This is a genomic window from Streptomyces sp. NBC_00386, assembly GCF_036063235.1.
GTDB lineage: Bacteria > Actinomycetota > Actinomycetes > Streptomycetales > Streptomycetaceae > Streptomyces.
In genome coordinates, this window is record NZ_CP107950.1 from 8,637,762 (window position 1) to 8,653,200 (window position 15,439).

Below are 15,439 nucleotides of genomic sequence, written 5' to 3' on the forward strand. Positions count from 1 at the left end.
TTCCATTCAATGGAGCGGCCAGGTGACGTGGATCAGCGCGACCGGAACGCTGCGACGCATGCCGATTCATCCTGAGACCCTCCAGCGCTTCGCGCACATCGAGGGTGTTCCCAGCATGCAAGCCTTCTTCGAGGACCCGCAGTACGCCGAGCGGCGGGTCGCGTTCGAGTCCTGGCCGGACTACGAAGTCCCCGACGTCGCGGTTCGCGCGGCACAGGCGCCCGGGCCGCACGGTCCGGTGCCGGTACGGGTCTACGGCGAGCGTCCAGGAACGACCGGGCGCCCCGCACTCGTGTGGATGCACGGCGGCGCCTTCATGATGGGCGACCTGGACATGCCCGAGGCGGACTGGACCTCGCGGGAGGTGGCGCAGCGTGCCGACGCGGTCGTGGTCTCGGTCGACTACAGGCTGTGTCAGAACGGCGTGCACTACCCCGTGCCCCACGACGACGTCGTGGCCGTGGTGCGCTGGGTCCGCGAGAACGCGGCCGATCTGGGTGTCGATCCCGAGTGGATCTCGGTCGGCGGGGCCAGCGCCGGCGCCAACCTCGCCGCGGGAGCCGCCCTGAAGCTGCGCGACGAGGACCGCCTGCCCCCCGCCCACCTGATCTTCGCCTACGGCGTCGCCCACGCGGTGCTCCCGCCGCTCGGTCCCGAGCTGGCCGAGCTGATGAGCCACGTGCCCCAGGTGTTCCACTTCCCGCCGGAGGCGCACGGCTTCCTCAATCAGAACTACCTCGGTGGCCCGCTCAGCAAGGCCGACGGATACGCCTTCCCGATCCTGGCCGACCTGCGGGGGATGTGCCCGACGCTGGTGCTCAACGCCGAGTACGACGACCTGAGGGTCTCCGGAGAGGCCTTCGCGGCGGCGCTCGCGGCCGCGGGCGTGGACGTGCGCCAGGTGATGGTGCGCTCGATGATGCACGGCTACCTCAATCTCCCGGCCACGTTGGGGCCGACCGCCGCAGCGCTGGACCTGATCGCGGCCACGGTCGGCCGGCCCGTGCCCCTCGACGCATGAGCGCGCCGACCACACCGGCCGTCGAGCACCTCGGTTCTCCGCTCGGGCTCGGTGAACCCGCGCCCCGGCTGTCCTGGCGGCTCCCGGAGGGCACGCGCGCGCAGACGGCGTACCGGATCCGGGCGGAGTTCGGTGGTGCGGTGCACGACTCGGACTGGGTCGAGTCCGCCGGGACCGTCCTTGAGGCATGGCCGTTCGATCCGGTCGGGTCGGCGCAGCCGGTGAGCTGGCGGGTGCGGGTGCGGACCGATCGAGGGGAGTCCGGCTGGTCGGCCGCGGCGAGCTTCGAGACGGGCCTGCTCGCCGCCGGCGACTGGACCGCTTCGTGGATCCGGCCCGGCGAACCGGACCCGCTCCCCAAGGCCCCGCGCCCCGCGTACGAGCTGCGCGGTCGCCTGGTCGTCCGGGGGCCGGTACGCCGCGCCCGGCTCTACGCGACGGCGCACGGTCTCTACGAGACCTTCCTCGACGGGGTCCGGGTCGGCGATCTCGAGCTGACCCCCGGGTACACGCACTACTCCGCCCGGGTGCCGGTTCAGGCCTACGACGCCACCCCGCTGCTCCGGCCGGGGCCGGTCACCTGGACGGCGCTGCTCAGCGACGGCTGGTTCCGCGGTCAGGTCGGGATCTTCCGTGCGGTCGATCAGTGGGGTGAACGCACGGCGTTCCTCGCGCAGTTGCACGTGGAGTACGCCGACGGCACCACCGAGGTGTTCGGTACCGACGCGGACTGGGAGTCACGGCCGTCGAGCCTCGTCCGCGCCGACCTGATCGACGGCGTGTCCGACGACCGGCGTGCCACCGACGCGGCCGGATGGCGCCCCGTGGAGCCGGCCGGCCTGGGCTACGACACGCTGTTCTGGTCGCCGGCGCCACCGACGCGTCGCATCGAAGAGCTACGGCCGAGGTCGGTGGTACGACGGGGCGACGACCGGCAACTGGTCGACCTGGGCCAGAACATCAACGGCTGGGTCCGTCTGGGCAACCTCGGCCCGGCGGGCGGCGAGGTGACGCTCGTACACGGTGAGGCGCTCGATCCGAAGGGCGATCTCACCACCGACCACCTCAGACCCGCGGTGCCGTTCCTGCCCGCGCCGCTTCCCGCCGGGCAGGTCGACCGCGTCATCTCCGCCGGCCGGCCCGGTGACGTCTTCGAGCCGCGGCACACCACCCACGGCTTCCGGTACGTCACCATCGAAGGCCATCCCGACGATCTGACGCCGGAGGACGTCACGGGCGTCGTGGTGCACAGCGATCTGCGCCGCACCGGATGGTTCTCGTGCAGCGACGAGCGGATCAACCGGCTCCACGAGGCCGCCGTGTGGAGCTTCCGCGACAACGCCTGCGACATCCCCACCGACTGTCCCCACCGGGAGCGGGCGGGGTGGACCGGAGACTGGCAGCTCTACGCGCCGACGGCCGCGTTCCTGTACGACGTCGCCGGATTCTCGGCCAAATGGCTGGGCGACGTCGCGATCGAGCAATGGCCCGACGGCACCATCGCCAACATCTCGCCGCACGGCCCGGCAGAGGGCCCGAACGGTCCCACCGCGCCGTTGCAGGGTTCGGCCGGCTGGGGTGACGCCGTCGTCATCGTGCCCTGGGAGCTCTACCGCGCGTACGGCGACGAGCGGATCCTGGCCGATCTGTGGCCGAACATGGTGCGCTGGGTCGGCCGTGCCGAGCGGATGGCCGCCGCCGGCCGGCACCCAGGGCGCACCGGCCCCGAGGCGCCGCACGAGCGCTACCTGTGGGACACGGGCTTCCACTGGGGTGAGTGGCTGGAGCCGGGCAACGAGGTCGGCGACTTCGGCGCCTTCGTCGCCGCCGACAAGAGCGATGTCGCCACGGCGTACTTCGCGCATTCGGCGGGGCTGATGGCCCGTATCGCCGAGGTGCTCGACAAGCCGGCGGAGTCGGCACGGTACGCCGAGCTCGCCGACCGCGTCACCGCCGCCTGGCGCACCGAGTTCCTCGCCGCCGACGGCACGGTGCGCCCGGCCACCCAGGCCAACCTCGTGCGGGCCCTGACCTTCGGGCTCGTCCCGGAGGAGGCCGTGCCGAACGTCGTGGCGCAGCTCGTCTGCCTCGTCCGGGCCGCGGGCACCCATGTCGGCACCGGCTTCCTGGCGACGCCCTTCCTCCTGCCGGTGCTGGCCGAACACGGCCAGGCGGATCTTGCCTACGAGCTCCTGTTCCAGGACGGTCCGCCGTCCTGGCTGCACATGATCGATCGCGGTGCGACCACGGTCTGGGAGCGCTGGAACGGGATCGCGGACGACGGCACGCCCCACGAGTCGCTCAACCACTACTCGAAGGGGGCGGTGATCAGCTTCCTCCACCGTCACACCGCGGGGCTGCGGCCCCTCGATCCGGCCTACCGCCGCTTCCGGGTGGCCCCGCTTCCGGGCGGCGGTCTCACCGCGGCCTCCGCGGCGCTCGAGTCGCCCCATGGACGCATCGAGTCTGCGTGGCAGCTCACAGGTGGCCGGCTGCTTCTCGAGGTCGTCGTGCCCCCGGGGACGACCGCCGAGGTCGTCCTGCCGAACGGCGAAGCGGACGTGGTCGGCCCCGGCCGGCACACCTTCACGTCCTGAGTGCCGCCGCCGGCAAGGCCGCGCTGGGGGCGCCGAGGGCGCGCGAGATGCCCTGCGCGGCGATTCTCACCGCGTAGGTGAGCCGGCGTGGCTGCGCCTCCCGTTCGGGGAGCAGCACGCCGATCGCGGCGACGGCCTCGTCGCGCTCGTCGAAGATCGGCGCCGCCACCGCCACCAGCGTCTCCAGCTCGGTACGACGGAAGATGGCCACCCGCTCCCTGCGCACCTCGGCGAGCGTGCGCCGCATCGCCGCGGCCGGGATCAACACCTTGTCCGGCTCGCTGTGCAGCGGCCGCGCGAGCAGTTCGTCCTGCACCTCGGCCGGTGCGAAGGCGAGGAGCGCCAGCCCCATGCCGGTCGCGTGCAGGGGCATCTTGCCGCCGACCCGGTACCGCACCTGGACCGCTCGGTGCGCCGAGAGACGCTCGACCAGCGTCGCCTCAAGACCGTCGCGGACCGCGAGTTGCACGTGCTGATGCGTGACCGCTCCCAGGTCGCTCATGAAGGGCAGAGCCGTCTGGCGCAGACCGTGACCGCGCGGGGCGAGTGAGGCGACCTCCAGCAGCCGCAGGCCGATCGAGTACCGGCCGGCTTCGTCCCGCTCGAGAGCACCCCAGTCGAGCAGCCGGTTGGCCAGCCGCAACGTCGTGCTGACCGGAATGGAGGTCAGCACGCTCAGCTCGCGCAACGTCAGATGCCGCCGCGTCACGTCGAACGCGTCGAGCAGCGACAGCGCCCGGTCGATGACGGGTTCTCCCTGCGGTGGGCGCTTGCCCCGGCGTGGGGCCGGGGCGGCAGCCGTCTCGCTCACGAATAACACCTTCCGATTAAGCGCGCGTTTCAATCAATGGCAATCATTGCTGACTTGTGTGACTGGCGCCACTCATTGTTCTCCCCAAGTCGGGCCAAGACCCCGACCTGGACAACCCGAGAGGCTTCGATGACCGGCTTCACCTTCAAGCGTCTGGGAGTCAGCACGCTGGCTCTGGCGGTAGCCACCGTCTCTCTGGCGGCGTGCGGCTCTTCGACGAACAGCGCTGGTCGCTCTTCGAGCACCACACTCACCATCGGCTACGACTCCGACCCGGCACCGCAGGGCTACGACCCGCTGCTCTACGGCGGTGGCCAGCGACTCTTCTACGAGTCGGTCTACCAGTCGCTCTTCGCGGAGGGCACCGACGGTCAGCCCGTCCCCGAGCTCGTCTCGACCTTCAGCTACAACAAGGCCAAGACCCAGATGACGCTGAAACTGAAGTCCGGTGTCACCTTCACCGACGGCTCCAAGCTCACCGCTCAGCTGGTCAAGGACAACCTCGACCGTCGCAGCAACTCCAAGCTCCAGGCCTACTCCGGTTTCGCCAAGGGCGGCTCGACCGAGATCAAGGACGTCACGGCCCCGAGCGCGGACACCGTGGTGCTCACCTTCCCCACCGCGCAGGGGTCGTTCCAGACGAACCTCATGGGCGTCCCCGGGGCGATCGTCGGAGCTAAGGCGATCAGTGACCCGAGCCTGCTCAACCAGGGCCCGGACGGCTCGGGCCCGTACAAGATGAACGCCGCGGTCAAGGGCAGCAGCTACACGATGAGCCGTCGGCCCGGCACGAACACGGGCACCTACCCGTTCCGGACGATCGCCTACAAGCCGTACCTGGACAAGAACGCTCGTCTGAACGCGCAGATCTCCGGGCAGACGGACGTGTCGCTCATCGACACGTCCACCGAGCAGACGGCGGCGTCCAACGGCGTCTCGCTGGCCAAGAACGGCGGCACGATGCTGGACCTGCTGGTCTTCGACAAGACCGGGGTCACCTCGAAGCCGTTCGCCGACAAGGACGTCCGCCGGGCACTGAGCTACGCGATCGACCGGGACGCCTTCGTCAAGACCGTGGCGAAGGGCGCCGAGCCGACGGCCAACGCCTTCCCCAAGTCCTCGCCCGGCTACGACCCCGCGCTGAACACCAAGTACGCGTACGACGTCGCCAAGGCGAAGCAGACGCTGAGGAAGGCCGGCCACCCGAACGGGTTCTCGTTCACCGTCACCGCCAGCCCGACCGATCAGGCCGCGCTGGAGTTCCTGCAGAACCAGTTCAAGGCGATCGGCGTCGACATGAAGATCGACGTCACCACCTCGACCGGACAGCTCTTCGCCGCGGTCAACACCCAGCCGCTCGGCTTCATCCCGCTGACGATGAGCAACGAGATCGGCGTCACCGCAGGGGTTCTCGTGGGCGGCTTCGCGAACCCGCACAAGGCGCAGGACCCGGTGATCGGGGCCGCGCTCGGGGCGGCCTCGAACGCCTCCGGCACGGACCACGCCGCCGCGCTGAAGAAGCTGAACGGCGCGCTGATCGACGAGGGCTGGCTGATCCCGGTCGCGGAGCAGTACGCGTACGCCGGCTACAACGCCAAGGTGCTCAAGGCGCCGACCTATCCCGGCACCGACGGCTACCCGCTGCTGAGCTCTTTCAAGCCGGTCGCCTGACCGTTGCCGACGGTCGGCCGGCGGTCCTCGGGACCGCCGGCCGGCCGACAGGACAACGTGCCCGGTGCCGTGATCTCGGAAAGGAACTCATGCCATGTTCACCTACGTCGCCCGTCGTGTCGGGCTCGGTGTCGTCACCGTCCTGGTGGCCTCCGTCCTGAGCTTCCTCCTGGTGCACGCCTCCGGCGGCAGCCCAGGAGCCATCACTGCCGGAGAGGGGGCGACCAGGGCCCAGATCGCGGCGGAGAACGTCCGGCTCGGCTGGGACCGTCCGCTCGTCGCCCAGTACGCGAGCTGGCTCGGACACGCGGTCCGCAGCGACCTCGGGGTCTCGCTGATCGATGGCCACGGCATCTGGCCGGACCTGATGCAGCGCGTACCGGTCACCGCTTCGATGGCCGTCTTCGCGACCCTGTTCAGCGCGATCCTGGGGATCCTGGCCGGAGTCGTGGCGGCGGTGCGCCGCGGCAGACTCGATCGCCTGATCACGGTGACCAGCGGGATCATGCTCTCCCTGCCGCAGTTCTGGCTCGGCATCCTGCTGGTGTACGTCCTGTCGGTGAAGGCGCGTCTGCTGCCCGCCACCGGCTACGTCGGGTTCATGACCTCGCCGGCGCAGTACGTCCAGAGTCTGGTTCTCCCGGTGCTCGCGCTGGGGCTGACCGGCGCCGCGATCATCGCGCGCACGACCAGGGCCGGCATGGCCGACGCGCTGCGGCAGGAGCACATCCGCACCCTGCGGGCCCTCGGCACGCCGGTCTGGCGGATCCGCTACCTGCACGCGCTCCGCTTCGCCGGTGCGCCGGTGGTGTCGGTGATCGGCATCCAGTTCATCGCCCTCTTCGGCGGCTCGGTCATCATCGAGCAGCTCTTCGCGCTGCCCGGTCTCGGCCAGGCCGCACAGGGCGCGATCAACACCCACGACTTCCCCGCGGTCCAGGGCGTCGTCGTCATCGCCACCGTGGTCGTGGTCGTCACCAATCTGGTCCTCGACCTCGTCCTCGCCGCCCTCGACCCGAAGGTTCGTGCCGCGTGAACACCTTCACCGAAACCGTCCAGGTGCCCGCGGCGTCCGAGCCGACGTCAGGCCGGCGCCGACCGCCGGCCCCGCTGCGCCGCCCCGTCACCGTGCTCGCGATCGCATGGCTGGCCGCGATCGTGATCGCCTCGGCGACCGCGCGCTGGTGGGTGCCGTTCCAGGTCGGCGAGCAGGACCTCACTCACGCACTGGCAGGCCCTTCGGGCGGGCACTGGCTCGGCACCGACGAACTGGGCCGCGACATCTTCTCCCGGATCGTCACCGGTGGCTGGATCTCGATCGGCCCGGCACTGCTGTCCGTGGCGGTGGCCTTCTGCGTCGGCGTGCCGATGGCGCTGCTCGCGGCCGAGCACGGTCGCAGGGTCGAAGGGACCTTCAGCCGCGTCGCCGAGCTGCTCCTGGCCCTGCCGACCACCGTGATCCTGCTCGCCTTCGTCGGCGCGGTGGGGGTCCACGTCTGGGCCATCATGGCCGTTCTCGGACTTCTGCTCGCGGCGCCGGTGTACCGGATCCTGCTCGCGCTGGCCCAGTCGCTGCGCACCCGCCTCCATGTCGACGCGGCGAAGGTGAACGGCGTCGGCTCCCTCCTGGTGAACGTGCGTCACGTGCTGCCCGGCATGGCGACCACGATCGCCGTCCAGGCGGCGCAGCTCTTCGCGCTCGGCATCCTGATCGAGGCCGGCCTGGCCTTCATGGGCTACGGGCCGGCCATACCGGCGCCGAGCTGGGGCGGCCTCATCGGCGACGCTCAGCAGCACATCTACGACGACGCCTGGATGATGGTTCCCACCGGTGTCGTGCTCGCGCTGACCGTGATCGCGGCCAACCAGATCGCCGACGCCCTGGCCGGTGAGCGGGAGCGGACCGCCTCCGCCCGCCGCCCCGCGCGGCGAGCGATTCGGCCTCCGGCAGCGGCTCCGGCCGCGGGCGAGGCATCCCCCCGGACCGATGGAGCCCTGCTCGAGGTGCGTGATCTGCACGTCGGCGTCGTGGAGGGCACGGAACTGGTCACCGGTGTCTCGGTGTCGGTCCGGTCCGGCACCGTGCTCGGCCTGGTCGGCGAGTCCGGGTGCGGCAAGACGATGACCGCACGGTCGCTGTTGGGACTGCTGCCCGACGGCGTCGAGGTCAGCGGCGGCTCCGTCCTCTTCGAGGGCCGGGATCTGGTCGGGCTCTCCGACAAGCAGTACCAGGCCGTCCGCGGGCGGGACATCGCGCTGATCTCGCAGGAGCCGATGGTCGCGCTCGACCCGATGTTCTCCATCGGCCATCAGCTCACTCAGCCCATCCGCCGCTTCCGCCGGGTCGGCCGCGACGAGGCCCGCCGCATCGCGCTCGACCTGCTCGCCCAGGTCGGGATCGTCGACCCCGAGCGCATCCTGCGCAGCCACCCTCACGCACTGTCCGGCGGCATGGCCCAGCGCGTATGCATCGCCCTCGCGCTCACCGGCTCGCCGAAGCTCCTGATCGCCGACGAGCCGACCACCGCTCTGGACGTGACCGTGCAGGCGGAGATCCTCAGTCTGTTGCGCTCGCTGGTGCGCAGCACCGGCCTGTCGGTCGTCCTGGTCAGCCACGACCTCGGTGTGGTGGCGGACCTGTGCGACGACGTCGCCGTCATGTACGCCGGTCAAGTGGTCGAGTCCGGGACCGTGGCCGAGGTCCTGGACCAGCCCGCGCATCCCTACACGAGCGCGCTGCTGAGCGCGAACCCCCACATCCCGCAGGGGGAGGCGGTCCCGGGCCGGCTGCCCTCGATTCCAGGCACGGTGCCGGCGCCGAAGGACTGGCCCACCGGCTGCCGGTTCGCGAGCCGGTGTCCCCTGGCCACTCCCGAATGTCACGAGCCGATCGCGGCGGCGCCGGCGCACGGCGCGGGTACCGCGCGCTGCATCCGTCCGCTGACCCTGGCGCCGAGCACGGCCACGCCGAACGAATCCGGAGTCGTCCGATGAACCAGTCAGCCCTCCGCGTGCGGGATCTCGTCGTCCACTACGGGCGTCGCCACAGGACGCCTCCCGCCGTCGACGGGGTCAGCTTCGACATCGCGCCGGGCGAGACCCTCGGGCTCGTCGGTGAGTCCGGCTCCGGCAAGTCGACCATCGGCAAGGCGATCCTGGGACTGCAGGCGGCGAGTTCCGGGTCGATCGCACTGAACGGGACGGACATCACCACGGCCTCGCTGCGGCAGCGCCGGGTCAGCGCGATCGACCTGCGCGCGGTCTTCCAGGACCCCTACTCCTCCCTCAACCCGGCCCAGACCATCGGCCAGACCCTGGTGGAGCCGCTACGGGTGCTGCGCGTGCCGAAGCAGGAGCAGGAGCAGCGGGCCCGGGAGGCGCTCGAGGCGGTCGGTCTCCCGAGCGATGCGATCGAGCGCTATCCGGCGCAGTTCTCCGGTGGTCAGCGTCAGCGCGTGGCGATCGCCCGCGCCCTGGTCTGCGACCCGAGGGTGATCGTGCTCGACGAGCCGGTCAGCGCTCTCGATCTCTCGACCCAGGCGCATGTGCTGAACCTGCTGGCCGATCTGCGTGACCAGCGACAACTCGCCCTGCTCTTCATCGCGCACGACCTGGGCGTCGTCCGGTTCCTCTCCCAGCGGGTCGTGGTCCTCTACCGCGGCCAGGTGATGGAGCAGGGCGATGTCGAGTCGGTGACCCAGGAACCGCGTCACCCCTACACCGTGGCGCTGACCGCGGCCGCACCCGTGCCCCATCCGGCCGAGCAGGCTCTCCGTCGCGCCGCGCGCGAAGCCTTGGGCATCGGCGCGGCCGGGACGGCCGCGGCGGCACCGACGGGCTGTCCGTTCGTGAACCGGTGCCCGCTCGCGGGGGACCTCTGCCGCACCGAGCGCCCGCCGCTCACCGGCACCGGTGACGCCTCCGCGGCCTGCCACCGCCTCGACGAGGCCGCCGCGCTTCGCGCGACCCACTGACTCTCGCACCACTTGCGACCCACTGACCTCGCACCACCTAGGGAGATCCCATGCACCAGTTCCCCGACGGCTTCCTCTGGGGAGTGGCCAGCGCCGGCCACCAGACCGAGGGCGACAACGTGACCAGCGACTGCTGGTTCGCCGAGAACGTGACACCGACCGTCTTCAAAGAGCGCTCGGGCAAGGCCTGCAACGGCTGGGAACGGTGGCGCGAGGATGTCGACCTGGCCGCCGCCCTGAACCTCAACGCCTACCGCTTCTCCGTCGAGTGGGCGCGCGTCGAACCCGTCGAGGGCGAGTTCTCCGCCGCCGCGCTGGCCCACTACGAGGCGATCGTCGACCACTGCGTCGAGCGAGGTCTGGCGCCGGTCGTCACGTTCCACCACTTCGTCGCCCCGCACTGGTTCGCCGCGCGCGGCGGATGGCTGGACGCCGAAGCCCCGGAACGCTTCGCCCGGTTCTGCGACCGGATCATGACGGCCTTCGGTGACCGGATCGAGGTGGCGGTGACGATGAACGAACCCAACCTGCCGCCGATGCTCGCCTGGGCCGGGCTGCCCGACTTCGTCCGGGACCTGGAGCGGGAGACGCTGGAGGCCTGCACCCGGGCGGCCGGCGTCGAGCGCTACCGCCTCACCAACATCACGCTCGCCGAGGAGTCCGGCGCCCTGCTCGCGGGCCAGGCCGCGGGGCACCGGGCGGCTCGCGCGGCGATCAAGGCGCGTCGCGCGGATCTTCCCGTCGGCCTGTCGATCGCGATCGTGGACGACCTCGTCCACGGCCCGGATCCCACCCTGCGGGACCGCAAGCGCGCCGAGGTCTACCAGCCCTGGCTCGAGCTCGCTCGCGAGGACGACTTCATCGGCGTCCAGAACTACGAGCGGCACCACTACGACGCGAAGCGTGCGGTGAACCCCGACGGCACACCCGCCGAGGGCGGGGTGATGAACCGCACCGACCCGGCGTCGCTCGGCAGCTGCGCGGAATACGCCCACGCGGTGAGCGGCGTGCCGGTCCTGGTCACCGAGCACGGCATGCAGACGGACGACGACACGAAGCGCGCCGCTTTCATCGAGCCGTCGCTGGCAGGGCTGCAGCAGGCGATGGACGCCGGCGTCCCGGTGCTCGGCTACTTCCACTGGACTCTTGTGGACAACTTCGAGTGGATCTTCGGCTTCGGGCCCAAGCTCGGGCTGCACAGCTTCGACCCCGTCACCTTCGAGCGCACACCGAAGCCGAGCGCGGGCCTCTACGGCGACCTGGTCGCGGAGCTGCGCCGTGGATGAGGTCTCCGCCGTCCGCTTCGAACATCGTGACGATCCGCTCGGCATCGGGGAGGACCGCCCGCGGCTCTCCTGGCAGGTCGCGAGTCAGCAGCAGGGCCGACGACAGGCCGCCTACGAGCTGACCATCGGCGACGAGTTCTTCCATGTCGACTCGGCCGACTCCGTGCTGGTGCCGTGGCCCGCGAGGCCGCTGGCGTCCCGCGAAGCGCGCGAGGTCCGGGTCCGCGTCATCGGCACCGACGGCGAGGTCTCCGACTGGAGCGACCCGGTCGGCGTGGAACGCGGTCTCCTCGCCCACGACTGGAAGGCCACGCTGATCGAACCGGCCGGGGACGAGCGGGGGCCTGCGGCACTCCTGCGCCGCTCCTTCGTCGCCGACGGCGAGATCGCCCGCGCCCGCCTCTACATCACGGCGCACGGGCTCTATGTGGCCGAACTCAACGGTGAGCGGGTCGGCGACGACGCCCTCGCCCCGGGATGGACCAGCTACCACCATCGGCTGCGCTACCAGACCTACGACGTCACCGGGCAGGTGCGCGCCGGTGAGAACGCGATCGGGGTGCAGGTCGCCGACGGCTGGTGGCGAGGACGGGTCGGGTTCGTGCCCGGGTGGCGCGACACCTACGGCAGCTCGCTGGGCCTGCTCGCCCAGCTCGAGATCGACTACGCCGACGGCCGGCGCCAGGTGATCCCCACCGACGAGGGCTGGCGCTCCTCGACCGGGCCGGTCCGGTCCGCGGATCTCTACGAGGGCGAGACCTACGACGCGACGATGGCACTCCCCGGCTGGTCGTCTCCCGGATTCGACGACCAGGAGTGGGGTGGTGTGCACCGAGGCGAGCGCGACCCCGCCACCCTGGTGGCTCCGTCGGGGCCGCCCGTCCGGGCCGTCGAGGAGCGCGTGCCGGTCGACACGATCACCACTCCCTCGGGCCGTACCGTCCTCGACTTCGGCCAGAACCTGGTGGGACGACTCCGCATCCGGGTGTGCGGCCGACGCGGCGCGACCGTCACCCTGCGCCATGCCGAGGTGCTCGAGAGCGGCGAACTCGGGGTGCGACCGCTGCGTACGGCCACGGCCACGGACCGGTACGTGCTCGCCGGAGACGCCGACGGCGAGCGCTGGGAGCCGTCCTTCACCCTGCACGGCTTTCGCTACGCCGAGGTGAGCGGTGACTACGACGAACTCGAGGCGACGGCGGTCGTCTACCACTCGGACATGCGCCGGACCGGCTGGTTCGAGTGCTCCGACCCTTTGCTCAACCGTCTGCACGACAACGTCGTGTGGGGGATGCGCGGCAACTTCGTCGACGTCCCCACCGACTGTCCGCAACGTGACGAGCGCCTGGGCTGGACCGGTGACCTCCAGGTCTTCGCGCCCACGGCGGCCTACCTCTTCGACTGCGCCGGCCTGCTCACCTCCTGGCTGGCCGATCTCGCCGCGGACCAGACCGCGGAGGGCGTCGTCCCGCTGTTCGTGCCGCGGATCGACTTCCCGGGCCCGTTCGCGGAGCCGGCTCCGACGGCCGGCTGGAGTGACGCCGCGGTGATCGTCCCCTGGGTGCTCCACCAGCGGTTCGGCGATGCGGGGCTGCTCCGCCGCCAGTACCCGAGCATGCGGGCCTGGGTCGACGGCGTGACCGCGTCGCTGGGGCCGGCCGGCCTCTTCGACAAGCCGGCGTTGCAGCTCGGCGACTGGCTCGACCCGGCGGCACCTCCGGACGCGCCCTGGCAGGCCGAGACCGACGCGCACCTGGTGGCTACCGCCTACCGTGCGCACGTCGCCGGCCTGCTGTCCCGGATCGCCGCGGTGATCGGCGAGGAAGCGGACGCGGCCAAGTACGGCGAGCTCGCGAGCGGGGTCCGGCAGGCGTTCCACGACGAGTACGTGACCCAGGGCGGCCGGATCGCCGACTCCGGGCAGACCGGTTACGCCCTGGCACTCGAGTTCGCCTTGCTGCCCGACGCCGGACAGCGCGCGCGGGCGGCACGGCAACTGGTGCGGCTGGTGCGGGAGAAGGGCCACAGAGTCGCCACCGGCTTCCTCGGCACCCCGGTGATCTGCGACGCCCTCACGTCCGCGGGAGCGATCGACGACGCGTACCAGATGCTGCTCCGGACCGAGTGCCCCTCCTGGCTGTATCCGGTGACGATGGGGGCCACCACGGTCTGGGAGCGCTGGGACTCCATGCTCCCCGACGGTTCGGTCAACCCCGGGGAGATGACGTCGTTCAACCACTACGCCTTCGGCGCGGTGGCCGACTGGATGCATCGGGTGGTCGCCGGGCTCGGGCCCGGCTCGCCGGGGTACCGGTCGCTGCGGATCGAGCCGCGACCCGGGGGGCGGATCTCGTGGGCACGCACGGCGCACCGCACTCCCTACGGCCTGGCCGAGGTCGCGTGGGAGCGGGCCGAGGGTGAACTCCGCGTCGACGTCACCGTACCGACCGGGTCGGTCGCGACGGTCGTCCTGCCGGGTCTCGAACCCAAGGAGATCGAATGCGGCAGGCATCGCTTCGTGGTGCCGCACCCGGGCCCGCAGGCCGACCGCGAATGGCACCCGTCCCCGCCCTTTCCGCTAGACGGCGTGCCCGCCGAGGGAGAACGCTGACGGCCAAGGCCGCGGGCCCGGCCGCCGCTGCGGTGACAGACACGCAGTCATCGGCGCGTTCGCCGTTCCGGGCCGCGCCGACTTCCGGTTCCTGGCCGACGTGCTGCCACGGCCGCTCGGGGAATGCGGCCACCAGCGCGGTGATCACGGCCATGGCTGCGGAGCATTGTTCTCGGAGCCGCCCTGGTCCAGGCGGAACGGTGGGTACGCGTCCGTCATCAGAGCGACGTAGGCGGTGACGCGCAGGACCCACCGGTTGAAGCCGATGATCAGGTCGAACAGGTCCTTCGGATACTTCTCGGTGAAGGCCAGGATCACGGCCGCGATGACCGTCAGCACGCCGATCAGCCCGCCGGACCACCATCCGAACTGGGCGCCGCCGAGGAAGAAGCCGATGACCACGTAGTGCGGGATGGCCAGGAGCCACCACTTGACCAGTACCAGGCCGCGGGAGAGCCGCTCGGGGTAGGCGATGTCCAGCCGTGCCGGGTAATCCGGTTCCTCGCCCAGGCTGAACGGCGGGTACCGGTCGGTGCCCAGGGCGTCGTACGAGTAGTACGAGACCCGCCAACTCCAGCGCAGCACACCCAGGTTGAAGTCGAACAGGCCCCGGGGATAGCGCTCGGTGAACAGGATGGCGAAAAACGCGATCACGGTCACTACGGTGAAGGCGATCCAGAGGAAGAACAGCACCACGTAGTGCGGAATGGCGAGGATCCACTTCACGAGCCACAGCCATCGGGACAGTGGCGAGTCGATACGCGCGTTCACCCGGACCGGGCGCTCAGGGAATCCCGCCAGGTTCGTCATGGTGATCAGCTCCTTCACCTCGGCATGGAGTCGCCGAGTGGGCTCATGACCAGCCTGGCTGCTTCCGCCCGATGCCGCGAGGGCAGTGTGGGACCGTACGGGTGCCTGTCGGACCACGCAGCCGCCGGTTCGGGGCACAGCCCCGCAGACAGGCGGCGGAGCCGAAAAAGGCCGCCTGCCACGCCCGGCTCACCCGGACGGTGCGCCCGGGTGAATTCCTCAGGTCCAGCATTGGGCGGTCAGCCTTGGTGAGCAAGCGGTAGCCGGGGCTGCTGTACCGGACTCGATCAAGTGATCCGGAGGGAAATCCTCAGCACCCCTGCGACCTGAGGTGTACCGAAGTGATTCAAGAGGTGGAAGAGGATCTGCGCGGGCTCATTGCGCGCGTCCGCCGCGGCATGCGGTGCGCGAGGGGGCCGCGTCCATCGAGAAGGAGTCGGGTCTCGCGGATCGCGTGCAATCGCGTGCGCGATCCCACGGGGAGTCCGCCGTCTTGTGCGCGGACACGTTGCTGCCGCCGCCGCCGCCGCCGTTCGTGAACGTGACGTTCCCGGTCGTCCCGAAGTTGCCGAGCCATGACGTGCACCCCCCACCGACCGCCGTCGCCGCCGTGATCGTCATGGCGCGAACAGGCCCACAGCGAGGAGGGAGCAGAGAA

10 protein-coding genes are annotated in these 15,439 nt (G+C 70.9%); 8 read left to right on the forward strand and 2 right to left on the reverse strand.

Features of this window, described 5'->3' with window-relative positions; all coding sequences use genetic code 11:
• The first annotated feature begins 58 nt into the window (after positions 1–58).
• Together OG780_RS37820 and OG780_RS37825 are read left to right on the forward strand one after the other, a co-directional pair.
• Positions 59–1,021, forward strand: coding sequence for an alpha/beta hydrolase (locus OG780_RS37820; protein WP_328455880.1), 963 nt, complete (start codon positions 59–61; stop codon positions 1,019–1,021).
• A complete protein-coding gene (locus OG780_RS37825) occupies positions 1,018–3,618 on the forward strand; it encodes a family 78 glycoside hydrolase catalytic domain (protein WP_328455881.1) in 2,601 nt (866 codons plus the stop codon). The genes OG780_RS37820 and OG780_RS37825 overlap by 4 nt, the downstream gene beginning before the upstream one ends.
• Here OG780_RS37825 and OG780_RS37830 read toward each other — a convergent pair.
• A complete protein-coding gene (locus OG780_RS37830) occupies positions 3,608–4,429 on the reverse strand; it encodes an IclR family transcriptional regulator (RefSeq protein WP_328455882.1) in 822 nt (273 codons plus the stop codon). The two genes, OG780_RS37825 and OG780_RS37830, sit on opposite strands and share 11 nt — an antisense overlap.
• 129 nt (positions 4,430–4,558) lie before the next feature.
• Between OG780_RS37830 and OG780_RS37835 the strand changes: the two genes are divergently transcribed.
• The 6 genes from OG780_RS37835 (at position 4,559) to OG780_RS37860 (ending at position 13,971) form a co-directional block, all read left to right on the forward strand.
• On the forward strand, positions 4,559–6,100 hold the full coding sequence (locus OG780_RS37835; RefSeq protein ID WP_328455884.1) for an ABC transporter substrate-binding protein: 1,542 nt from the start codon (positions 4,559–4,561) through the stop codon (positions 6,098–6,100).
• A 94-nt stretch (positions 6,101–6,194) separates the two neighbouring features.
• The gene (locus OG780_RS37840) at positions 6,195–7,136 is read left to right on the forward strand and encodes an ABC transporter permease (RefSeq protein WP_328455886.1); all 942 of its coding nucleotides are present in this window, start codon (positions 6,195–6,197) and stop codon (positions 7,134–7,136) included.
• Positions 7,133–9,094: a dipeptide/oligopeptide/nickel ABC transporter permease/ATP-binding protein gene (locus OG780_RS37845; RefSeq protein ID WP_328455888.1), complete on the forward strand. Its 1,962-nt coding sequence runs from the start codon at positions 7,133–7,135 to the stop codon at positions 9,092–9,094. The genes OG780_RS37840 and OG780_RS37845 overlap by 4 nt, the downstream gene beginning before the upstream one ends.
• Positions 9,091–10,074, forward strand: coding sequence for an ABC transporter ATP-binding protein (locus tag OG780_RS37850; protein ID WP_328455890.1), 984 nt, complete (start codon positions 9,091–9,093; stop codon positions 10,072–10,074). The genes OG780_RS37845 and OG780_RS37850 overlap by 4 nt, the downstream gene beginning before the upstream one ends.
• A gap of 50 nt (positions 10,075–10,124) precedes the next feature.
• Positions 10,125–11,360, forward strand: a complete 1,236-nt coding sequence (locus tag OG780_RS37855; RefSeq protein ID WP_328455892.1) for a family 1 glycosylhydrolase — start codon at positions 10,125–10,127, stop codon at positions 11,358–11,360.
• Positions 11,353–13,971, forward strand: a complete 2,619-nt coding sequence (locus OG780_RS37860; protein WP_328455894.1) for a glycoside hydrolase family 78 protein — start codon at positions 11,353–11,355, stop codon at positions 13,969–13,971. Before OG780_RS37855 ends, OG780_RS37860 begins: the two co-directional genes overlap by 8 nt.
• 144 nt (positions 13,972–14,115) lie before the next feature.
• Here OG780_RS37860 and OG780_RS37865 read toward each other — a convergent pair whose 3' ends face one another.
• Positions 14,116–14,781, reverse strand: coding sequence for a DUF4389 domain-containing protein (locus OG780_RS37865; protein ID WP_328455895.1), 666 nt, complete (start codon positions 14,779–14,781; stop codon positions 14,116–14,118).
• Positions 14,782–15,439: the final 658 nt, after the last annotated feature.